Here is a 24,253-nt window from a genome sequence, read left to right as displayed (position 1 = left end):
TTCACCCCCAAATAAATTAATCGAGCAAGCTTATGAGCTTCTTAGCGAAGCCTTGGTCAGTGACAGCGACAACTACGCGAGCTTCTTTCCCAATAGAACGTCCGAGAACGGAACGGTCTTCAACTTTTCTAACCGGAACATTATAAAATTTGCATTTGTCAGATACCTTTTTCTCTGTGTTAGATGAGGCATCTGCTGCAAGAAGAACCAGCTTAGCACGCGCATGTCTAATTTCTTTGATCACCAGATCTTCTCCTGACACGACTTTACGAGCTCGATTTGCTAGACCAAGCAAAGGATACCATTCAGATTCATTCATTAGGTTTTTTCACCTTTTCAGCTAGTTCTAGTAATTCTTCAAATATGTGTTCGTCAATCTGTGTCTGAAATTGCTGCTGTAAACTGCGTTTGTTCTTTGCCGCAAGAATGGTTTCTTTATCGAGAGAAAGGTAAGCTCCGCGTCCGTTCATTTTTCCGGTAGCGTCAACAGACACTTCTCCTTCTTTAGAACGAACAACACGGATCAGTTCTTTCTTTGGTTTCATTTCTCCCGTCACGACGCATTTTCTAAGCGGGATTTTTTTTCGGCTTTTCACCTTTAATATCACCTCTTATTCGTCAGATTCCTCAGCTACTGGTTCAGCCTCTAAGAAAAGAGATTCAGAGTCTTCAGTTCTTGGGAAAATACCGAGTTCCCTTGCATCTGTTTCGCTTTTAATGTCGATTTTCCAGCTGGTCAGCTTCGCTGCAAGGCGGGCATTTTGACCTCTTTTACCAATCGCTAATGACAGCTGATAATCAGGGACAATAACTGTTGTCGCCTTGTCTTCTTCATTCACAATGACATCAAGTACTTTTGATGGACTCAGCGCATTGGCAACAAATTCAACCGGGTCATTAGACCAATGAACAATGTCAATCTTTTCGCCTTTTAGCTCGTTGACAATTGCTTGTACACGCTGGCCCTTTGGACCAACACAGGAGCCAACTGGATCAACATCAGGATCATCTGTACGAACAGATATTTTAGAACGGTCCCCAGCTTCTCTAGCAACCGATTTAAGCTCTACAGTACCATCATAAATTTCTGGCACTTCAATTTCAAATAAACGCTTTAAAAGACCTGGATGTGTTCTAGACACATAAATTTGTGGTCCTTTTGTTGTTTTTTCTACTTTTGTAATGAACACTTTAATGCGGTCATGCGGTTTGTATTCTTCATTTGGCATTTGTTCATTGACAGGAAGAAGGGCTTCAATTTTGCCAAGTGACACGTAAATAAATTTACTGTCAATCCGCTGAACGATTCCCGTCATAATGTCTTCCTCGCGGTCGATGAACTCAGTGTAGATAACACCACGCTCTGCTTCTCTCACACGCTGCGTCACAACTTGTTTCGCTGTCTGAGCTGCAATACGTCCAAAGTCTTTTGGTGTGACTTCAATCTCAACGACGTCACCAACCATGTAATTCGGGTTAATATTGGCTGCATCATCTACAGAGATTTCAAGGCGAGAATCATACACTTCATCTACAACATCTTTTCTTGCGAACACACGAATCGTTCCCGTTTCGCGGTTTAAATCAACACGAACATTTTGTGCTTGATTAAAATTACGCTTATATGCAGAAATGAGTGCAGCTTCTATCGCTTCAATTATAATTTCTTTACTAATACCCTTCTCTTTCTCAAGAACAGTCAGGGCATCTAACAACTCACTACTCATTTTTATGGTTCCCCCTTATATCAATGAAAAGGTTAATTGAACGAAACTGCTAATCTTGCGTTAGCTATTTTCTCGTATGGAATATTGATCTCTTTCTTTCTTGTCTTGATCTTCACTGTCACTGTTGCAATCTCACCATCAAAGCTTGTAAGCTCACCTTCAAATGCTTTTTCACCATCAATTGGTTCATATGTTTTCATGAAAACATTTTTTCCAAGTGCTTTTTCAAAATCAGCTTTTTTCTTTAATGGGCGCTCCGCTCCAGGAGAGGACACTTCAAGAAAGTAGTTTTGGCTAATCGGATCTGCCTCATCAAGCTTTTCGCTCAAGGCTTCGCTCACTTTGGCACACTCTTCGATATCGACACCTTTATCAGAGTCAATAAACACACGAAGGAACCAGTTTTGACCCTCTTTGACAAATTCAACATCAACGAGTTCAAGCTGTAAGCCATCTAAAATTGGCTGCACCATTTCGCTTACGACATCCACTACTTTTTTGCTCATTCTCTTCCTCCTTGTGCTTTCGATAAACGCTCTTATCAATCATTCTGCATAAAAACCCTGCTTTATGTGAGCAGGGGGAGCAGAAAACGGATGAATAATGTCGAGACAAAAATTGCCTGTTCAATACAAAAGAGCGGGTTTCCCCACTCTTGTCTCGGTAATCGTTAGCATTTCCATAAAGACTATACCATATCCAATTTTTTTATGCAAATGAAGTTCCTCCTTATAATAGGTACTCGCTTATCGATTAATGCAGCATGTTCAGTACCATTAATACCTCTCTCTTCCTTTATATATAAACGGAAAGCCACTATGAACAGAGCGGACTGATAATAATGCACCTGAATACAATGAGCGAACAACAGAGCTCCCTATGAAAGAAAGTAACATCTACACTAAGTCATCTCTAATTCCAAAAAACTTTGTATGACACAGTATGGTTATTCATATAGAAGCAAAGAGTGTATCAGTAAACAGCCTTCACTTTCCACTTTCTCAAAACCCCCTAATGGATAAGTACTTCAACGTTAAAGAAATAAGCAGTTCAATTTTAATCACACTGCCATTCTCCTTCACTTCAGAGAAACGCGTTCTCATTTTTAGGGAATCGCAATTTAAAAATCATTCATATTGAACTCCCCGAAAAGCAGGCAGAGACTAAACGGATAACCTTCATATTATACATAGAGAAAGAATCATGTTTATATGGAATGAATGTATCCAGACTGTTTAATCAGCCATGCATGTAAAAGTAAAGGTGTCTTCTGTGCTGAACTGCTATGTTCATCTGGAACCTGCCTTAAGGTGTGCTGTAAATTTTCATTTCCTATTAACGATAAAAATTCCATACTAAATGGGCTGAATCCTCCAATTATAGAAGTACCAATCTTATACTTTACATCTTTTCTAGGTTGGGTTATATAGGTGAGTAACTGCTCGAACTCAGATAATGTCAATGAGGCGTGATATTGATCATATAAATACAGTTCTTCTTCTTTGTTCTGAACTGAACTCATTCCACTTTCTATACTATCTCGATTTAAATCAACTATATAAATAATAGATTCATTTGATAAATAAGGAAGGAACTGTTCTAATAATGCTACAGGATCTTCAAATAGCCCAAAACACAGATGTATTAAAATCGCATCATAACTTTTCGCATGTGATGAAAAATTTTCGATATCTGTACAAATAAAATTAGCTTTTATATTCAATTGATTTGCACAATGTATGGCTTCCTCTGATGAATCAATTCCTGTCAAATCAGCTAGAGGTAATTGCTTAGATAAATACTCAAGCATCTGCCCTTGTCCACATCCTATATCTAAAATAGAGGCAGGCTTTTTTTTGAATGTTAGTTGATAATAAGAAATGAAAGTTTCAGCTGATAGACATCGAGTAAATGGCGTTTCTCGATTATCATAATTTGAACTTATTTTTCTTTTTTCTGGATCCAAAAACCATGACTGAGCCAGCGCTCTTTTTCCTTTAAGCTCTTTCATCTTTTCTAGTATTATCACAGGGTTTACCACCTTTATAAAAGCCTCACCAATCAGTTTCAGATAATACGGGAGGTTTCGTTTTGAAGTTGTTTATTTTGAGAGGTTGAAAAAAATGAATGAACAGATTATGTGAAATATGAAATGCTATCGCTGCTAGAATACCAAATGTTAAGTATGAAATAACTGTGATGAATGTAAAAAGCGACATATAAGCAATAGACTTAACACCGCCTATTGGTATATGCAGCAAGATAAATCCTATTGAACTGATACAAATCGATACCGCCACAGATTCCACAGAATTTGTTAGTAATAATAACGGAAGAAAGAACCGCCAAATCAATTCTTCTGATAGAGCAGTTAATGGAAGAAAAAAGATTGAATCAACATTGACAGCATATCTGCCTCTAAATGCAACAACTTTGTTTTTTAATTTCCATAGAACTGACGGTAATAGGACACCTAATAAAAAGAAGAATAAAATACCATACACATTTTTATTATTAGAAATTTCAACTAAGAGCTCTTGAGAAAATGCTCCACAGCATATAGAAGCTCCGATTATCGTGAATCCATCATAGCTCCTCTGAGGAGTGATATATGTTATTAACTTTCGATCGGATATTGGTTTATCTCTCTTGATTTTGATAACCATTTTAGAGCTTAAGGGACCCAAAAAGTGAAGGAGGATCCCTAAAGCTGCTACCATTGAAATCATCTATTTAAGTACCCGCAATCAATGTATAAATTGGAGCGTCATCTACTCCATTAAATCCACCGATCAGTTCCATTAACTCATCATCGATAAACCCTCCGAATGGTCGGCTATTAATCTTCTGTGCAGTAGATAGCAAAATCATATTTTGCATGACATGTCCTGCCTCCATAAAAACGAAGCGATAAGAACGATGTCCATACTTAAATCGAGAACGCCAAAAATTCGCTGAAATGACTACGGCAAATGCAAAATCTTGAACGGATTCTTCTTGTAACATTATTTTCTCAAATTCTTTTTCAGAGTAATCACCCATTTTAGTCAATCCTTTTCTATACGGATCGAAATGATAAATACCTTTGTCTAAAGAATCCACTTTGTTGGCTACAATAAATAGATCTAGAGGATAAAGTGCCCCGCCAGATGGTATAGGGCGTCTAGGTCCTTCTTTACGCTCTACCAATCCATAACTCTTCTGTAAAACTGTTGAGAGTTGTTCTAATGAAACACTCCCCCCGCTAAAATAATCTGCACTTCTTCGTTCCTGAATGACATCGTCTAAAGATATATTTGTATTTAATGGTTTAGGTAGTAAAATTAAAGGCAGGTCATCAAATCTTTTACTTGCATGTGTAGCAATCTTTTGCAAAGTTTGAGATCGCAGCAGCCCTGCAACACCGGGTGCGTCCCATGCCATTGAACCCCTATAGATTTTTGTTGCCTCAAACCAATTTTCAGAAGGATCATCAAACCGTAATGCTTCGTTTCCATACACAACATCAGCCAAATTAGTAGCATGTCTTTCAATACTATTCATATATTTAATCACCTTTCTACGATATTAAGGAAATGGATGCGGAATTGGATTCAGTTCTTCTAACTTAAAAGGTTTATCTACTAAACCTAAATGATAAGAATGTTTTAAAATTCGTTCTCCGCCCAACATTCTACCTCTATAAAGAACGTCAATCGGTTTATATCCAGGAATAATTGATTTTACGACATAGGCACCAGCATCTTTTATATCAGGGCTGGTTAAATCAAAAGTTGCCACATGATATCCTTGTTTTGATAAATGACTGACAAGGTTAGTCCATAGAATGTCTGGAGAACGATCATCAAACGGTGCATAGTCTTTAACGTCCACTAATTTCTCACTTGCTGTTAAAAAATCAGCTTCTTTCACAATAGCTGTTCCCGCATAGAGTTTAATATGATCTTCAAAACTGTTAATATCTCGATGATAATCTACATCCACTAAGGCGTTCCCTAATCGTTGTTCTGTTTTTACCCAAGTTCTTGTATACATTCCCTCTATCGCAGCTTTCTCACATGCTCTTTCAATTGAATGAGCAGAGGCCGCGCCAATAGCAAATGGAGCTAAATCTGTATGAGGATTTCTTATCACTGCCAAAATAGTAGGAACACCAGAAAAAATGCTCATGTCTACTAAATGCAAATCAAGAGAAGTAGGTTTAATATATCTTTCATAGAAGTGTTTTAATCTAGGTGAGGTATTAATATCGATCTGCGGTAAACTTAACTTATTGTACCAAGTAAGCATAAATGCATCTCTTTCAATTGTTTCAAATAAACCTGAGATTGCCGCTTCTTGATATGTAATACCACAAGCTAGTCCATTACTAGTTGCATGACCAATATTGGGGTCTCCTGGCCACTCAGTATAGTTTGCAATATGAATTAATTGAGCAGGCGTCCAAACTTCTTCATTATTTTCAGCAATATGACCTTTTCTCCACCATAATTTTGTATCTTCATTCCATCTATCATGAGGAAAATTCGGGTCTTCATATTGAGTGACAGCATACATCTCCCACTTATCAAAGCCAATTACTGATTTGCCTTCATTGATTAAGTCCTTTTGAGTACCAAAACATACAATATCAGAGTTTAAAGGTAAATAAGCGGCACTATATCTTTCCACCGTTTCACCTATAGCTGCTAATCTGGCTGCAGCTGGATTAGCAGATCCTCCCCCATTATATGAATTAGACGGTACCCCAAATAAAATATTGCTGTCTGTACCATGCGCTCCATATGAATGACCCCATATATCATCAACGTCTCTGAGTTTTCTATACTCTCTACGGACTATCCCAACATAAGGATCTGCCAATTGGTCGAGTATTTCCCATGACTCTTCTAACGTTGTCCATTTATTAGCCATAATTAATTATTCACCTCACCATGAAACCAAACTTGAGGAAAACCTGTATCTGCAGCTGGGGAACACTTCGGGCATCTAGGTACTCTATAGACACGATGATGATTAAATGAGACACCTTTATCATCTAAATTAATTGTTGTAAATCCACCTGGTATTGCACTTGGTGCGTAATCTTTTAGTGTGAGCCATTCTAAAATTAAATTACTTGCAATTCCGATTTGAACTAAATGAATCGGCATATGATAAACCGGTTTCTTTTCAGGATTTATAGGCTTTATTTTCATTAAGTCTGAACGCAATACTTCGTCAGAAAAGTTTGCTGACTTTCGAAGGTTATAGCAATGTAAACAAGCTGATTGATGTGGTATGAAAAATGGACCTACCCAAGATGTCTGTCCATCATATGGCACAATGCTCAACCAAGGTATGTGGTCTTCTAATGCTAGATCATTTATTTCTTCAAAAATCGGGTCTAAATGAGAGTTGCCAATAGCAACCCTGATATCCGGCTGCTTATTTAATTCTCCTTTAAGCACTACATGTAGCCCTGCCTCTTGCAAATGACGAATAAATTCAGCAGCAACTGGATTATGATCTCGCGTAATAACTTCAACAATTCCTGTTTTTAAACGATCTAGTATATCTTCAACCAATACTTGTCCACCGGCTCTTTCATAAGACAAAAGCGCCGTCAAATCAAAGTTCATATCCGTCTTAACACACATTCCGTTTGTAACTAAAAATTCGAGGACATGTTTTAATTGATCACTCTCTACTTCGAAATTCTCCTCTAGTTCTTTAATCGAAACCCCATTATCTTCCGTGAGATAATTAGAAATTTCTTGAATAAATTCAATAATTCCGTCACCTTCAATTTTGGTGACAGTTTGCGCTTTTAAACCAATCAAACTGTCTTCTAGTTTACCTAGCGTAATGTGTGGTGCTAATTTATACCTCGTCATTTCTTGGTCTTTGACAAACATATATTATTCCTCCTTTAAGAATAATTAATTTGTATTTTAGATAATTGGGCCCGAGTTGGGGGGTGACCAATTATTTGTTCAAGCGTGTTCGTAAATGGCTGTAAATGTTTTGAAGAAGAAGCTTCTTGAAAACCGACTAACCATTCTAATACGTCTAAAGGCATATTGTTCTGGGACAATATTGATATGACCTCTTCTTTACTTTTACAATATAATTCAATTTTCATATTTAAATCCTCTTCAAAAATATCCTTCAGCCTACTCATACTTACTAACTCTGGTCCTGTTAAATCATATGCCTTTCCAGCACGATTCCTAACATCTTTTTTAGGGATTAAACATGCCTTTACAACATCTTTTGTATTGATCCAATTAACTCCCTCGGGAGAAAATGCAGTTATTAATTTACCAGTAGCACCTGCCCATCCTCTATAAAGTTCTATATTGATATCAAGCGGTGAAGTCCTATAAAGTATGCTATTCTGATAGATTTTCAATAATTCACTTTCAAGAGAACCTAGTTCATCCTCAACAGTATGCCTTCTATTAGATAAAATAATCGTTTCCGTTTGAAAATCAGTATTATTTATAAAGTATTCTTTGTCATAACTAACAGCCCCGCCCAAATCGATTACTTGAGCAGGATAGTCTTCATACTCAACTTTCATCTTCTCTAAATAGGCTTTGATTGGTTCTCTAATACCGACATAATGAATACTCATAAAGAGCCCCCTCTTCCCCGATCACATTGGGATAAAATGGTTAAAATCTAAGTGAATCAACTTATAATAGAAAAAGTAATCTTCTATTCGAGTTCTTCATAACATAGTAACCTCAACTTTTTTCATACATTTAATTAACTTAATATCTAAATACCCAAAATATTTGATCCAAAATAACGCCGCCCTTCAATCAAAAAAACAACATTAAGACCATATAAACCCTTTAAATACATAAAATTTTAAATATAGTATTATTTTCCATAGTCATATTAAACCACACTTTTTCAGGGTTATCAACGGACTTTTCAGAAAATATAAAACTTTCACACTTAATCATTGACAAATAAAGACTTATGAACCATCATATGTAATATATCAACTACATATCTATGTTGATAAATTTTAAATAAGGAGGTCTAAAGATGACTAAAATTACAATCCCAACTGCTTTGGCCGCTAAGGTACATGGGGAAGGTCAACATTTATTCGAACCAATGGCTGCGCGCTGCACTTGCACAACAATCATCTCAAGTTCTTCAACTTTCTAATCAACTTTAGTTTTTCGACATATCATTGAAAAGATCGCTCGCCCACCTAGCAAAGAAGACTTAGCTGGGTGGGTGGGCATCTTTTATTTTAAAATAGAAGTTCTCCACATTTATTTTGCTTAACGAAAACCTTGCATTAAACTTTCATATCATGTTATTGGGGCAGCAAGAGATAGTGAATAAAACAAAAATAAAAGGCTATTGAGATTTTTCTCAATAGCCCCTGCTGTATTAAATATCGATTACTTCCACACCCCTTAAATCTGCCCCTTCTCCTTCTAAAATATGATAAGTCATTTTATCCATTGTCACTCCAATAAAGTTTAATTTTTTAATCGTACATGATTTAAAATTAACATTGATTAATTTAGAATTCTCAAAAGAAATGTTTTTAAAATAACAATTTTCAAATAAAACATTGATTAAAGATGATTCATCCATACTAATGTTGGGTAAATGACAGCCATATAAGGATGAATTCGTTATCTCACAATGTTCAAAATGAGATTGAGTCAAATCACTCTTTTCAAAGGTAGTTGAGGAAATTTTAGAATGGCTAATATTAACTTTTCTCAGATAACACCCATTAAAATCTGAATGGCTCATTACTTTTTGTACAATCGATAGTCCTTTAAAATCGCACAACTTATATTTAACATTTATAAATGTTAACCATTCTAAATCAGCATTAACAAATATTTTTTTCACGTGCTCTACGCGGTTATGATCATCAATTACTAATGTATGGTTATCAATGCTTATTTCGCCTGATTTCAGCTTTTCAATAAGCATATCCTGAACCTCTGCATCTTTTAATCCATCATTTTCGAGTTTTAATTTAACATTTCCAAGCAGCTCTAATAATTCTTTTTTCTTTTCTTCATATGTTTTGTCTTTTTTATATGGGCGAAAACAACTTTCAACATACAGTTCTAACTCTTCACTTAACATTGCCTCACTCCTTTTTTTACAGACAGCATACATGCATTGATTTGGCGGCGCATAACATTTAGCTGAAATTTTTAGTGACTAGCCTCTGGCTCTCTTTATATATTTTTTATAGCCAACCAACGAAAGAATAAACCCTAACAGTGTATAGCCTATAAGGACTGCTGTTACTAAGATCAAATTCTCTCCTCCTGGTAGTGTTGATACTGATTGCACTAAGCCTTGATGTGCCCAATACTGCGGGAAGAGCATACCAATTATTTTGAGATAACTAGGTAATTGATCAAATGGAGTCCATAAACCACAAGCAACTGCTGTCCCTAAAGCAATCATGTTTGTCATCACTAAGCCTGTATTCTCAGTTTTAGCAAATGCAGCGATGGCAACTCCCCATGAAGTCACTTGCATTGATAATAGGACAACTACTAAGAAATACGAGCTGTATTGTGTTATTTCAATACCATATAAATAAACCCCTAAAATGGTTAACAACAAAACTTGAAATAAGATAATGATAAAAAACGGAACGCACTTTCCAAGAAAAAAATGATGCGGCTGTAAAGGAGTACTTGCCAGCCTTGCCACAATTCCTTTCTCACGATCTTTTACAAAACTAATGACAATTGAAATAATGACAAATGTGGAGAAAAACACGCTCATCCCTGTCACTGATTGAGAAGCAACCAATGTTTTTTGTGCTTGAGAACTACCTGATGTAAATAATTCTATTAAAAGAATAATTGAAGCAACTGGTAATAAAATGGTCCAGAACAACAATGATCGATCTTTCACCTGTTTTATAGATTCGATGCGGACTAGTGGCCACATAAAAATCACTCCCGTTATATTCATTTGATTCCCTTCTATACAACTCTTAAATAATCACATTTTTTATTTATTTTACCATTTGCGGATGTGGCGAATTAGAATTAGTCAAATAATGTTGACTAATTACTTATGATTTTAAATCTACGGTACACACAAATTAATTCTGTTCGTTAGATTTATGCTCTTTCTACATCAGTCACTCTTTTAAGTTATTTTCATTGAAATACGAGAGTGGTTTTCATTCATAAAGGGCATTTTTATTGTAATTGATCACGTAAATCTGTTCCTGTTAATTGAAAAAAGACATCTTCAAGTCTCGGTCTGTACAAAGATAATTGTTGGGGAACCAATGATTCCTTCTTACTCAGTTTAGCCAAATCTTCTAAAGTATCTAATGGTTTTGTAGTTTTAACTAACACTCCACCTTGATAAGTTACAAAATCATACCCGAGATTAGTTAATGTTTTATTAGGAATCTTAGATTCAAAAAAGACTGATGTTTCTGCGTAACGATTCAAAAGCTCATCTATTTTGCCTTCTTCAACAATGTTCCCTTTATCAATGAAAGCCACATAATCACATAAACTCTCTATTTCCTCCATATAATGACTAACATAGATAATAGTTCTTCCCTCTTCCTTCAATTTGTTAATGATGTCGAAAATATAACGTCTTGATTGAGGATCTACCCCCACTGTCGGTTCATCTAAAAGAATTAACTTAGGAGCATGCATTAAAGCGCAGCCAATATTCAAACGGCGTTTCATTCCTCCTGAAAAGCTTTCAACGATATCATTTGCTCTTTCCCACAATCCTACATCTTTTAGTGTTTTTTCTACTCTTTCATCTAATGTTTTCCCTTTTAAACCATAAATTTGTCCAAAAAACTCCATATTTACTTTAGCTGTTAATTTTTCCTCTAAGCTGATGTCTTGCGGTATGTAGCCGAGCGCACTTTTAGATTCACCAACATGCTCAACTTTGCCTTCATATGATTTAATGATGTGAGATATAATTTTCATCAAGGTTGATTTACCAGACCCATTTGGACCTATTAATCCATAACAAACTCCTTCTGGAATCGTTAATGTAACACTTCTTAACGCTTGGGAAGTTCCATATTTTTTACTGACGTTTTCTATTTGCAACATTCGGCACCCTTTCCTTTCATCTCATTTATTTTTTAAAATGGCTTCAATAACACTCAAATATTCTTTGTAGGCGTGCTCTCCCAAATCTGTTATACTCACGATTGTTTTTGGTTTTTTATCCACAAAGGTCTTTGTAATTAGCACATAGCCTGCTTCCTCTAATTTTTTTAAATGCGAGCCCAAATTACCATCTGTTACAGATAAAGAACCTTTTAAGAAGCTAAAATCACATTTTTCATAAATCATTAATAAACTCATAATCCCTAACCGAACTTTTGGATGGATTAAATCATTTAAACTATTGACATTACTCATTTCCTTGTCCTTTTCTTTTTAAAATCACACCAGTTAATAACAAACTTCCTCCACCTATAAAAGCGAAGATAATGTTCATTAAACTAGGAAATAATAAAAATGTAGTTACACCTAAAACACTTAGCCAGAACCCCATAATAAAGATCTCTTTAGCCAGAACAATACCTAAGAGTAAATACATGATGGAAACCAATAAAACAACATAGAAGGGTAAATTATTTAATGTATATGGTAATAAACCAACACATATTAAAAAAATAAAGATACCTAAAATGATTCCAATACCAAGCCATGTGTATTGCAATTGAGTTCTTAAAAACAAGGGCATCGGTATCATTTTCTTTTGTTTAAAATAAGTAGTTAAAGTGATAACCCAGCCAGCAATGCCTAAAATAAGCCAAAAGACAGCTGCAGTTATAGAATGAGCAAAAAGGAAAGGTATTGAATATCCCATTATCCAAATAAGGCCCCAAATGATAAAATAAATACTGGTTTGTTTACAATACTCTGTTTTATAGTTTGTAATCGTCTTGATATGAGATAAATTCTCTAATATTTCTGAATTATTAAATTTTTCATTAGACATAAATAAACTCCTCTTCCACAAAGAACTCTGTACTACAGAGTATAGAATTAAATTTCCATTTAGTCAAGTTATTGGAAATACCTTTTTATGAATTAAAATAAATATAACCACCCCCTTCCTTTCAACGAAATCTCATAAATACCTTCTGCTTCTTGATCGTTTCTGGAACTTGGTCTCATAACCGCTTCATATTTCAAGAAATTTAAATATAGAAAAAGTGATAAATATTCTGTCTGAAAAGTAAGAATTACTAATTGGAGTGAGCGGTATAAACAGTTCCTTATTCAGCAGGCATTCGTCATCGGTTCTTTTTATTCATTCTTTTCGCATGTTCACTGATAAGTGCTGCCTCCCTGCTCCCTTTTATGATGCGGAAACCGTCATAATCCGGATAGAGCGAATCATCGTCCTGAATGCTTGTTAAAATCCAAAATTGACTGCCAGCCCCTCCGAGCCGCTCAACTGCTGACAGCCAGCTTTGGTATACGTCAGGACGAGCTGATTGATTTTGATAGCCAAACTCTTCTAGCACAACTGGCTTTCCGATTGAATTCCCGCGGGTGATATGGTCTTCGATCCATTTCACTCCCCAGGCAGCAGACTTGCTCCAGTGATCTGGGTACAGATGATAGGTTCCATAATCGATATTAGGAAGAGATGTTAAACGGTCCCAATCGACGCCTTCTCCTCCACCGTAAAACCAATCTTCATGTCCTGGTATGCGAAAGAATCCTTCATCTCCTACTGCAACAAGATGGTGACGATCCAGCGATTTGATCCATGTACTCATTTCATCTGCCCATTTGACTAGTACATTTCCCGTGGGATCTGACTGCATCCACGGCTCGTTGGCTAATTCCCAAGTCATAATAGCTGGATCGTCTTTATATTGAACACCTGTATACGTATTGGTTCTTTCTAATACATAACGCACATAATTTTTGTATGCTTTTTGAATACGAGGATCTGTATAAAAAGCATCATGCGATTCTGCCCCGAACCACTTCACGTATTGATTCATCCCGCCAAAGTCATCCCAATTGTTCACTAGTGGGATCACAAGCTTTATTCCTTCCTGTCCTGCTTTATAAATCGCATAATCTAGTTTTTGAAAACCAGATTCTTCATAGACGCCTGGACTAGATTGTAAGACTGAGTTTTCTTGAGGGGCCCCGTCGTGAAAGCCCCAAATTCGTATGACCTTTAAATTCATTGCTTTCATATCATCGAACACAGCATCTACCATTTTTTTAGATTTGTAATGGAAATAGTAATTATTTGTGCCGGCGAAGTAAAATGGTTGATTGTTCAGCGTAAATTGTGTACCAGACGTCTGCACATAAGCGGCGGCCTTCATCGTAAGCGAAAACCAGCCAGACCATATAGCGGCTACAAGTATGAAGCAAGACACTCTTTGAGCCAACTTTTTCATTTACATTCTCCTCACAATCTATCTCTATCCTTCTTGAGGCAGGATCACATCTAGTTGATACGGTGTTTGTTCATTTGAATCAAGTGCAATCGTCTGCTGTTTCAACATTTTACTTTCTTTACCGATTCGAATTTCATATGTTCCGTGAAATGCTGGACATTTCACATGGCCATTAGCATCTGTTTTTTCAACTCTTTGGGTCGTCCACTCATTTAGAAGCTTTTCATAACGTCGGCCTGCTTCATTTAAAGACCAATCATAATTCACGATGGCTGCATGTTCACCTCTCCAATGGGCACCTGCCCAAAATCCCCACATCAGCACTCCTTTTACGGCTGGATGACTAAATGCGACACGATATAAAGCCTCCAGGTTATCCGCTCTTCTATTAGGGTCAGGGTGAACAGAATCGTACTCTGTGACCCATATTGGAAGACCAAGCTCAGCCAGCACATCGAGCCTCTCTTTGACAATGACTGGATCGACCCGTTCTTCAAAATGGCCTTGAACCCCAATCGCCTCAATAGGTGCACCTAACTGACGCAGTTCATTGATATGCGCTTTATAGGCATGGTGTTCTCCATAAGAGATCACATTATAATCATTCACAAACAATAGTGCTTGAGGGTCAATTTTTTTCGTTTCTTCATACATCCACTTCCAAATAGTTTTCCCAAAGCGATCTTTAAAAAATGAACCATGCATCATTTCATTGTTTACATCCCAATGACGGAACCTTCCCTTAAAGTGATTGCCCGCATGCTCAAGCCGGTTTTTCATGGCTTCATATACTTCGTGATTCGGCAGTGACCTTAGCCAGCTTGGATTCGCATCCTCTACCTCCCAAAATAAAGCGTGCCCCCTCACTGGAAGCTGATGTCGATCTGCAAAATTCAACATCGCATCTGCTTTTTCGTAGGTGATTTTCCCTCTTTCTGGCTCATTCGCATACCATTTTGCTTCATTTTCAAAAACAGCCCAATTAAAATGCTTCACGAAAAAATCAGCATATTGTTGATTAAATAACACTTGATCATTCATCACTGAACCAAAGGCGAATTCATGTCTGATTTGCTTTATTTCAACCTCTATTCCTGCTATTGGCTTTTTTTCGCCGTTTGTCACGTTGATCACAAGATCTCTTTGTCTATGCTCTGAGATTCGATCATCCGCCTCTTTTTTCCACATCAGATTTCCCTGCCCGTTTTCGCCCCTATTGAATGAATGATGAAGAAAGCTTCTTTCTTTGACCATGTGAAATCACCCTTATCTTCATTGGATTCATATTACCTATTCAAACTGCCGGCCAGAAGCCGGCAGCTTGCTTTTAACCTCTTAGTTTATCAGACGATGGTATTCAGCATAGGCAGTGGCCATATCCACTTGAGACCAGAAGCGGTGATAAGTGAAAACTGGTGCGCCATTCTCCCATTTGCCTGTAGCTTCATTAAATGAAGACTGATATTTACTTTCGAGTGAAGACCATGCTGGATCTTGTTTAATCTTCGGACGAAGATCAGCAAAACTCGTATAGACCCCATTCCCTCCTCGCTGCGGGTCAGAAGGAATGGTGCTGGCTCCAGGAATTTGATTTCCTTGACCAAATGTCCCGTTCCATCCATTTGGGAAATACACTTCTTTTCTAAAGAAACGGTCATAGTCTTCTCTATCTTCCTCTGTCACTATGCCGACGCCATCATTGTAATTCCATGCAACCTCTAGGAGCTGCGCGGCTGCATCTTTCGCTCTTGCACCAAGCGCTGTATAATCACCTGTTTCCTGCTTTGTGGCTGCAGCAAAGAATATCAAAGCTTTGGCTAGACTTCCTAATACGCCCGTATCCTGAGTCGGATCTTTAGTTACAGCTGTTAAATTTGGATTTCCTGTTGCAGACTGGAACCCGTTCCAAGTATCAGGCTGTCCGCTCCAAGCAATATTTCCAGGAAGCCAAAACTCTCCAGGCGCACTTGTTGTAGCAACCGAAACATTCGTTCCTCCTAGAATTCTCTGTCCTTGTTCATCTAAGAAATAACCCTCTTCATCTGACACAGGACGGCTGCCGATAAAAATGTAATCTAAGGCATAGCTGACCCATTTTGTTATGACAGATTTGGCCATTTGGACATTTTCAGATGTTTTGTCGCCATCTTTTACAAAAATATAATAAAGCTCTGCTACGCGCTCCATTGGCCACGCCTGCATTCCAAACCAGTTATTTGAAGGCGGGTCAAGGTAAACAGGTGCATCTTCATATGCCATATCATAAAAAGTACTTCTTCCTGCTGGATAAGCGCTATAGTCTCCATTCCAGCTATTGGTTGCGCCTCCTGCTATGGCTCCTTCTTTCGATTGAAGCCATACGTAAAATTCAAGCTGTCTCTTTAGTGTTTTTTCCCAATCGCTTGCCCCTGTTGCTGAAGATGGCTTTAAGCCTCCTTTATCTGAGGATAAAGCATAAGCAGCGACAGGATTTTGATATCCTTGATGACAATGGCTCGCTCCGATACGCCATGACCAGTTTGCATACTCCCCAAGTCCTCCGCCCCAAGAGGTATACCATGCCATTAAGTAATGACAGGCACCCTTTCCGTTTCCAGGATACGGATTCCCCTGCTTCCCGCTTCCAATCGTTTGAAAATATTTATCGTACATGCCGTAACGGAGGAAATCCCCCATTTTTTTCGCTTTATCAAGATAAGTTGACTGATTATAGCCGAGCTCCTTTGCCCAATACATCGCTTGTATCGCACGCGCATCAGCATCCGTTGCATTCGTATAGCGCCACTGGGCAGCTGGAGCTTGATTTTCTTTTGTGAACAAGCTCATAAAGCCTTCATTCGGCTTACCAAAAGATTTATCGTCCTGTGATGGATGAGGGATGGACTCCCATACAGATTCTTGCGGACCACGCTGGAATGTGTTCACATAGGCGGCTGTATGTGATGGGTTGAGCAAGTTGCCATAGCCATACCAGTTATCTACGTCAAGGAGCCAGTGCATTAAATACGTTTCATTCGTCCCATAGGTTGATTTCAATTCACTATCAATTGGATCTTGACCAGCAGGACGAGCACCGGTCAGCTGGCTTGGGTATTGATCCGGAAATGGTTTCTCTGCTGCGTATGTGGCTGGGCTGGACGGATTATAAGCGTTCATATGCGGCTGCTCATCATGTCCATCTTCATTGACTGGGATGATGTACTTCTCCATATTGTCCCAAGCTGCCTCTAATTTGCTCCAGTCCCCTGTGTAATGTCCGTACAGCACCTCAAGCCACAGCCAATAGCTATACGCTTCTGAAGTTGTCATATGTCCGTAATCAGGTGCTTCACAAATGAGCGTCTCGATTGAATGATACGGAATTCCTTCTGGTGAAAAATATCCATTCGCATCGCTTTTGATTTGATGATAAAGCGTTAAAAACCGTTCTTTGTTTGACAAGTCCTTCACCCTTTCAATAAAATCATTGTTTTTTTATTTGTCTGGAAGTGTGCCAAATACTAAAACACCATCGTCAAAGACAGGAATCTTCGTTGTTTTTTGCATATTGGATGTTAATCCTTGATAGGAATAATCATTTGAGGCATCCCATATATTCAATCCATTTGGAGCAGATAATCGAAATTGTATTTCCTTCTTATGCTCAGATTCTCCCCTAGGAGAAATAGCTACGCCCGTAAAATCGATTTCTGCAAAATAGACGCGGCTTGATGCGTCATATACTTTTAAAGGTGATAAGGAAGCGCCTTCATTGTAGGCTGCTGTCACTTGAATATCCTTTTCAGTGAATCCCTTTGAAAAGACCTCACTCAGATTGACGTAATATCTAAAGGACAGTGTTTGACTGCTTCTTGCCGGCCAGCCTGACCGGTTGTATAGCACTGCTTTCACTTGAGTAGATGTTGTATCGTTATGCATCACAGCTGCCTCTACAAAAAACTCATCCTCCACCTGTTCTTTAGGCGGGAAATTTGGCAGCTTTGATTGCCCTTGACCAAACAGCTGCACCATTTTGGCGATATTTCCAGTGAAGGCGGCATTATAATCGGTCGCCACCTCGTTTGATACATAATCCGAGATGTCATCGTCATATTGATCCTGTGCATCAGGACCTCCAACAAGCGCTCCATAAAGTGTGTGCCGATGAACTGGAGGATTTGTCAGCTGGTTCGACCATGAGCCATGTGCAGTACGGTGGTGCGGGTGCTTCGGAGGATTCTGGCCAAAACCAACGACATAGCTTCTATTCAGCGGATTATCCCCTAGCATATAGTGAGTTTGCTTGATCGCAAACGATTGGTATCGATTTTTCTTTTCTTGATCAGATACCCAATCAGCATAGACAAAGGCTAAAAATGCTGCATTGGCGGCATAACGAAGTGAACCCCATTGATCAAGCCATGCCAAACCGCCAGGCGTATAGTTGATTCTTTCTACTTTTCCATTTTTAACAAGACCTGTAGTCCAGTAATCAAGATTGCGCTCTGTCGATTCTATAAATCTGTTTTCTTTCGTGATTCTTGCTAGTAAGATTTGTGAGGCAAAAAAAGTATTGTCCCATGACATGGTAAACGTATAATCCCAATCCTTCGGCCATTCCTCTACCGCTTTTAATGCTTTGTTTAAATAGGTTTCTTCATTTGTCGCCAAGTACAGCCAGATCCCGCCCCAAATAAGTTCGTCAACATAGCCGCTCCAGGAGTTGTAAAATGGCTGCGCATTGGTGACACAATCTGTATATTTGCCGCGATACCTGTCAGCAAATGCATATAGCTGTTTGGCGTGCGTTAAAAGCTTTGCTGCATAGGACGCATCTGTTTCTTTAAAAATGATAGAACCTGCTGCTAAAGCCGCCGCAGTTTGTGCAGCTACTTCTGTGCCAGGACAATGTTCATCAATTTTAAAAGCTGGCCGGTTCATCGGCATCACTTCTGCTGGACCCCACCAAGCATGATCGGCGTTTCCATCACCTACTTGCGCCCAAAATTCATTCGGTCCTGTATGTGCTTTCAAAAAATAATCCGTTGCCCACTTGATTTGATCTAAGATCTCATCAAGCAATTCTGCTTCTTCATAAGCTTCCCGGTATTCATATACTGTCCATGCAAGCACGGCTGCTGAATAAGCCATCGGAAGTCCAAATTTCACATGATCTCCTGCATCATACCAGCCGCCAGTTAAGTCATGCCCAACATCCTTCCCGTCCTCTAGTCCAGAATCTCCCCGCCAGTTAAGACGATTACTTTCCGGAAGCCGGCCTGACCGCTGCGCTTCATAAAACAGCATGGATTTTTGGAGAACCTCTACATAGTTGTAAGATGCCATTTCTCTATTGCTCACCCCTTCTTTTTAGTGAAACATTGATCAATAGACGCGACCGCCTCCTTTCTATCCTTCATTTCGTGATCTGTACAGTTTTGAAAAGAATCAAATATGTTTCAAAAATAAGCATAGTAAACAGCAATCAGCTTTACGCTCATCGAAGGTTTTCTCTTGATTCTCCTTCTGACTGTACCCAGAATGATCATATGTCGCTTGAGAACATTTCAGACGGCGAAATTCTCTTTTGAGCTCTATTTGGGTAGAAAGAATGACATACAATCTCTTCTCTTAAAACATCACGCTAAATCAAGATATATGAATGAATAAGTAAATAATTCCAATTGATGAGAAATCTTTATTAGTTAACATAATAAAATTATTGTATATAGAGAAAAGAACGCCCTTTTAGGGCGCTCTTATTTATCACATTAAAATAAAGAAAGCTGGTTTTGATCAGGAAGTGCTTCTAAACAGCCTTGACGATCTAAATATTCAAGGATGGTCTTCGACACTTTTCCGCGTTTTTGTAAATCTTCTTTTGAGAGAAATTCCCCATCTTGCCGCGCGCGGACAATATTTAACGCAACGTTTGTACCAAGTCCGGGGATTGAGTTAAATGGCGGTATTAAACCGTCTCCATCAATGATAAACTCCGTTGCACTTGAGCGGTAAAGGTCAACTTTTTTGAAGTGGTAGCCTCTTTCACACATTTCAAGTGCAAGCTCTAGTACAGTTAATAGGTTCTTTTCTTTCGGTGATGCATCTAGACCTTTAGAGTTAATGTCATCCATAACAGCTCGTATCGCATTCGATCCTTTTGTCATCGTTTCAATATCAAAGTCATCCGCACGAACGGTAAAGTAAGCTGCATAGTACAGGAGTGCATGATGCACCTTGAAATAAGCAATCCGAACAGCCATTAACACATAAGCAGCCGCGTGGGCTTTAGGGAACATGTATTTGATTTTTTTACAAGAATCAATATACCAGTTTGGTACATTATTATTCTTCATTTCTTCTTCCCATTCAGGAGGAAGTCCTTTTCCTTTACGAACAGATTCCATGATTTTAAAGGCAAGGGACGGCTCTAAGCCTTGATAGATGAGATAGACCATAATATCATCACGGCACCCAATTACTTCACTTAATTCACACGTTTTATTGTGAATGAGCTCTTGCGCATTTCCGAGCCAAACATCCGTACCGTGTGATAGTCCAGAAATCTGAACAAGCTCTGAGAAGGTCGTTGGTTTTGTATCCTCTAGCATTTGCCGAACAAATCTCGTCCCAAATTCTGGGATACCGAGTGTACCTGTTTTACAGCCAATTTGCTCTTCTGTTACACCTAGTGGCTCTGTCCCTTGGAAAATCTTCATGACTTCAGGGTCATCTGTTGGAATCGTTTTTGGATCGATTCCGCTTAAATCTTGAAGCATACGAATGACCGTTGGATCATCGTGCCCAAGAATATCCAGCTTGAGCAAGTTATCGTGGATCGAATGGAAATCAAAATGTGTCGTCTTCCAATCGGAACCTGTCGCATCTGCTGGGTATTGAATAGGTGAGAAATCGTAAATGTCCATATAATCAGGCACAACGATAATCCCGCCTGGATGCTGGCCTGTTGTTCGTTTTACCCCTGTACAGCCTTGTACAAGCCGGTCGATTTCAGCGCCTCTCATATGAAGGTTATGATCTCCTGCATAGCCTTTTACGTAACCATATGCTGTTTTTTCTGCAACGGTACCAATCGTACCTGCTCTGTATACATAATCTTCACCGAACAGCTCTTTCGTATAGTTATGTGCGATCGGCTGATATTCGCCTGAGAAGTTTAAGTCAATATCAGGTACTTTGTCTCCTTTAAAACCTAAGAACGTTTCAAACGGAATATCATGTCCATCTTTTTTATACGGCGTTCCACATTCTGGACAGTCCTTATCAGGAAGGTCAAAGCCTGAACCAACAGATCCGTCATTAAAGAACTCAGAGTGCTTACAGCTTGGGCATACATAATGAGGTGCAAGTGGATTTACTTCAGTAATCTCTGTTAATGTTGCAACAAGAGATGAGCCGACAGATCCCCTTGAACCAACAAGATATCCATCATCAAGTGATTTTTTTACGAGCTTATGAGAGATTAAGTAAATAACGGCGAAGCCATGACCGATAATACTTTTTAATTCTTTCTCAATGCGGTCTTCTACGATTTTCGGCAAATCATCTCCGTAGATGCTGCGCGCCATTTGATAGCTCATTTCCCGTATTTCTTCATCTGCACCTTCAATTTTTGGTGTGTAAAGATCATCTTTGATAGGTTTAATGCTTTCGACCATCTCAGATACCTTTTGCGTATTTGTTACGACGATCTCTTTCGCTTTTTCGTCTCCTAGGAAGGAGAAGGCTTCGAGCATTTCATCTGTCGTTCTAAAATGAACTTTTGGCAGTTCATGGCGGTTCAGCGGATTCGCTCCACCCTGTGATGAAATTAAGATTTTACGATAAATTTTGTCCTCTGGATGCAGGTAATGTACATTTCCAGTCGCCACAACTGGTTTATTCAGCTTTTCGCCAAGCTTGACAATGTTTGTGATGATTTCTTTTAACGCACGCTCATCTCGAACTAGCTCAAGCTGCAGCAGGTGCTGATACACTTCTGGCGGATGTACTTCTAAATAGTCATAAAATGCTGCAATGTCTTCCACCTCATCAGGTGACTTTTGCATCATTCCTTCAAATACCTCACCCTTATCACAAGCAGACCCAACAATTAAACCTTCTCGATATTTCTCAAGCTGAGAGCGCGGAATACGCGGGACCCGGTAGAAATAATGAATATGAGAAAGTGAAACAAGCTTAAATAAATTCTTAAGGCCAGTCTCATTTTGAGCGATCAAAGTCGCGTGGTAAGGACGTGAGCGCTGGTAAGCATTCGACTGCCCCATGTTTTCATTCAATTGATCGTGATAGACAATCTCTTTTTCAGCCGCATCTTTTAGCATCTTCAGCATGAGATAGCCTGTCGCCTCTGCATCATAAATCGCCCGGTGATGCTGCGTCAGTTCAATATCGAACTTTTTACAAAGAGTGTTCAGCCGGTGATTTTTAAATTCTGGGTAAAGGAACCGGCTAAGTTCAAGTGTATCAATGACAGGGTTTGACGCTTTATCTGTTTTTAGCAGGCGTTTATATGCTGCATTTAAAAAGCCCATATCAAAGCTCGCATTGTGCGCAACAAGGATATCTTGTCCAATCCATTCTTTGAAATCCCGCACGACGTCGACGACATCTGGTGCATCTCTCACCATATCATCGGTGATACCTGTTAATTCGATGGTGGTCGCTGATAACGGGTGATGGGGATTAGCAAATGCCTCAAAGCGGTCAATGATTTCCCCGCCTTTTATTTTCACTGCTGCCAGCTCAATGATCGTGTCATAAACGGCTGAAAGTCCAGTTGTCTCTACGTCGAATACGACATACGTCGCATCCTCTAACAAGCGGTGCTCTGGGTTATATGCAATCGGTACCCCGTCGTCTACTAAGTTGATTTCCACACCGTACATCATTTTGATGCCATGCTTTTTACTTGCTGCATACGCATCTGGGAAGGATTGTACAACGGCATGATCTGTCAGGGCAATTGCTTCATGTCCCCATTTTTTTGCTTGTTCAACAAGTCTGCCAATGCCAGTGACAGCATCCATTTGGCTCATAGGAGAATGTAAATGAAGCTCCACACGCTTTTCACCCTCAGGTGCTGTATCTTCTTTCAGCTGCGGTTTCATTTCATTGACATCATTAGCGATCATGACAAGATCTCTGACAAACGTATCATTTTGAATGCTTCCTCTTGCTTTCACCCACATGCCTTTTTTCAATGATTTCATCAGCTGAGCATCTTCTTTTTCTCTTGCAAACATTTTGATCAAAATACTGTTTGTATAATCTGTGATCTTAAAGATACAAAGCGTTCTCCCGCTTTTCAGCTCACGCGTTTCTGCATCGAATACGTAGCCTTGAACGGTAATTCTTCTTTCCTCGTCCATGATACTATCAAGCGTACGAATTTCTTCATTGTCTTTGATTTGATAGCCAATCATCAGAGGGCCTGACGGAGCTTCATTCTGCTCCTCACTTTCTTTCTTCTCCATCTCAGTGAGGGCTTGCATGGCTCTTTCTTGATCTTCAGCAAGCTTTTGTTCTCTGAACTTCTGAATCTCTTGATCTGATACAAAAATTTCTGTATCGAATTGCAGCTCTGGAAAGCCCACTTGTTTAAATGCGGCCTGAAGCATCGGGCTGTACTTCTTCTTAATAGCGAGTGCCTCTGTTTCGCTTTTTGTTTTAATGATGATTTTATGTCCAGACAGCGATGGTTTTTGCTGCTGAAGCAAGCTGATGATTGGGGGAGAAATTCCTTGAAGTTCTTCCACACAATGTGACCAGTACGATTGCACGAGTTCTTCAGATATGTGCGGATCACTCACTTCAATCGTACAAGTGATTTGTGCAATATGTGAAAATGCATTTGTCAGCCTGCTGAGAAACATGGCGTATACTTTGTAAGGCAAAAGCGCTTTAAATTTAAAAAGGAAATGCCATGTTTTCGTCGCCTTATGCACCGTCAATTTGACGATTTCTCCTTCTTCAAAGTAACGACTGAGGTCATCATCTGTCATTTGAATCTGATTGAGTAATATATGAAATTGCCGCCGTGTGATCGGTAATTGTTCATCCAAGACAGGACCCTCCTTTTGTCAATCAGAAAGGTACC

The 24,253-nt window shown here is 38.8% G+C and carries 20 protein-coding genes; all 20 read right to left on the bottom strand.

The genetic code is table 11. The features are described 5' to 3' along the window. Positions 1 to 16: 16 nt before the first annotated feature. The 20 genes from MHB41_RS08140 to MHB41_RS08045 all read right to left on the bottom strand — a co-directional run bounded on the left by MHB41_RS08140 (position 17) and on the right by MHB41_RS08045 (position 24,158). Entirely contained in the window at positions 17 to 319 is a 303-nt protein-coding gene (locus MHB41_RS08140) for a YlxQ family RNA-binding protein (RefSeq protein ID WP_024424138.1), read from the bottom strand. Continuing rightward, on the bottom strand, positions 312 to 596 hold the full coding sequence (locus tag MHB41_RS08135) for a YlxR family protein (protein ID WP_024424139.1): 285 nt from the start codon (positions 594 to 596) through the stop codon (positions 312 to 314). Before MHB41_RS08135 ends, MHB41_RS08140 begins: the two co-directional genes overlap by 8 nt. A 15-nt stretch (positions 597 to 611) precedes the next feature. Continuing rightward, positions 612 to 1,727, bottom strand: a complete 1,116-nt coding sequence (gene nusA / locus MHB41_RS08130; protein WP_024424140.1) for a transcription termination factor NusA — start codon at positions 1,725 to 1,727, stop codon at positions 612 to 614. A 32-nt stretch (positions 1,728 to 1,759) separates the two neighbouring features. Then, on the bottom strand, positions 1,760 to 2,233 hold the full coding sequence (rimP, locus tag MHB41_RS08125; RefSeq protein ID WP_003211398.1) for a ribosome maturation factor RimP: 474 nt from the start codon (positions 2,231 to 2,233) through the stop codon (positions 1,760 to 1,762). A 701-nt stretch (positions 2,234 to 2,934) separates the two neighbouring features. After that, on the bottom strand, positions 2,935 to 3,756 hold the full coding sequence (locus tag MHB41_RS08120; RefSeq protein ID WP_141545647.1) for a class I SAM-dependent methyltransferase: 822 nt from the start codon (positions 3,754 to 3,756) through the stop codon (positions 2,935 to 2,937). Between the two features lie 25 nt (positions 3,757 to 3,781). After that, complete coding sequence (locus MHB41_RS08115) at positions 3,782 to 4,456, bottom strand: CPBP family intramembrane glutamic endopeptidase (RefSeq protein WP_081124381.1); 675 nt, start codon at positions 4,454 to 4,456, stop codon at positions 3,782 to 3,784. Between the two features lie 4 nt (positions 4,457 to 4,460). Next, a complete protein-coding gene (locus MHB41_RS08110) occupies positions 4,461 to 5,270 on the bottom strand; it encodes a SagB/ThcOx family dehydrogenase (protein ID WP_034281835.1) in 810 nt (269 codons plus the stop codon). A gap of 24 nt (positions 5,271 to 5,294) precedes the next feature. Continuing rightward, the gene (locus tag MHB41_RS08105) at positions 5,295 to 6,641 is read right to left on the bottom strand and encodes a YcaO-like family protein (protein ID WP_065214363.1); all 1,347 of its coding nucleotides are present in this window, start codon (positions 6,639 to 6,641) and stop codon (positions 5,295 to 5,297) included. Positions 6,642 to 6,643: 2 nt separating this feature from the next. Then, complete coding sequence (locus MHB41_RS08100) at positions 6,644 to 7,624, bottom strand: TOMM precursor leader peptide-binding protein (RefSeq protein WP_034281831.1); 981 nt, start codon at positions 7,622 to 7,624, stop codon at positions 6,644 to 6,646. A gap of 14 nt (positions 7,625 to 7,638) precedes the next feature. Continuing rightward, positions 7,639 to 8,346, bottom strand: coding sequence for a hypothetical protein (locus MHB41_RS08095; protein ID WP_098676884.1), 708 nt, complete (start codon positions 8,344 to 8,346; stop codon positions 7,639 to 7,641). 779 nt (positions 8,347 to 9,125) lie between these two features. Further along, complete coding sequence (locus tag MHB41_RS08090; protein WP_176544436.1) at positions 9,126 to 9,845, bottom strand: pentapeptide repeat-containing protein; 720 nt, start codon at positions 9,843 to 9,845, stop codon at positions 9,126 to 9,128. Positions 9,846 to 9,923: 78 nt separating this feature from the next. After that, positions 9,924 to 10,694, bottom strand: a complete 771-nt coding sequence (locus MHB41_RS08085; RefSeq protein WP_227001718.1) for an ABC transporter permease — start codon at positions 10,692 to 10,694, stop codon at positions 9,924 to 9,926. A gap of 233 nt (positions 10,695 to 10,927) precedes the next feature. Next, positions 10,928 to 11,821: an ABC transporter ATP-binding protein gene (locus tag MHB41_RS08080; RefSeq protein ID WP_034281828.1), complete on the bottom strand. Its 894-nt coding sequence runs from the start codon at positions 11,819 to 11,821 to the stop codon at positions 10,928 to 10,930. A gap of 21 nt (positions 11,822 to 11,842) precedes the next feature. Continuing rightward, positions 11,843 to 12,136, bottom strand: a complete 294-nt coding sequence (locus MHB41_RS08075; protein ID WP_034281826.1) for a transcriptional regulator — start codon at positions 12,134 to 12,136, stop codon at positions 11,843 to 11,845. Then, complete coding sequence (locus MHB41_RS08070; protein ID WP_305933642.1) at positions 12,129 to 12,722, bottom strand: hypothetical protein; 594 nt, start codon at positions 12,720 to 12,722, stop codon at positions 12,129 to 12,131. Before MHB41_RS08070 ends, MHB41_RS08075 begins: the two co-directional genes overlap by 8 nt. A gap of 298 nt (positions 12,723 to 13,020) precedes the next feature. Then, entirely contained in the window at positions 13,021 to 14,154 is a 1,134-nt protein-coding gene (locus MHB41_RS08065) for a cellulase family glycosylhydrolase (RefSeq protein WP_342502611.1), read from the bottom strand. A 24-nt stretch (positions 14,155 to 14,178) separates the two neighbouring features. Continuing rightward, complete coding sequence (locus MHB41_RS08060; RefSeq protein ID WP_340900360.1) at positions 14,179 to 15,408, bottom strand: endo-1,4-beta-xylanase; 1,230 nt, start codon at positions 15,406 to 15,408, stop codon at positions 14,179 to 14,181. Positions 15,409 to 15,489: 81 nt separating this feature from the next. Then, the gene (locus tag MHB41_RS08055; RefSeq protein ID WP_211042762.1) at positions 15,490 to 17,595 is read right to left on the bottom strand and encodes a glycoside hydrolase family 48 protein; all 2,106 of its coding nucleotides are present in this window, start codon (positions 17,593 to 17,595) and stop codon (positions 15,490 to 15,492) included. 33 nt (positions 17,596 to 17,628) lie between these two features. Further along, complete coding sequence (locus tag MHB41_RS08050) at positions 17,629 to 19,479, bottom strand: glycoside hydrolase family 9 protein (protein ID WP_061109850.1); 1,851 nt, start codon at positions 19,477 to 19,479, stop codon at positions 17,629 to 17,631. A gap of 425 nt (positions 19,480 to 19,904) precedes the next feature. Beyond that, complete coding sequence (locus MHB41_RS08045; RefSeq protein ID WP_254114514.1) at positions 19,905 to 24,158, bottom strand: PolC-type DNA polymerase III; 4,254 nt, start codon at positions 24,156 to 24,158, stop codon at positions 19,905 to 19,907. Positions 24,159 to 24,253 lie beyond the last annotated feature (95 nt).

Source organism: Bacillus sp. FSL H7-0578 (genome assembly GCF_038630855.1).
In the GTDB taxonomy this organism is placed as follows: Bacteria; Bacillota; Bacilli; order Bacillales; family Bacillaceae; genus Bacillus; species Bacillus safensis.
This window is presented reverse-complemented; position numbering and strand designations above follow the sequence as displayed.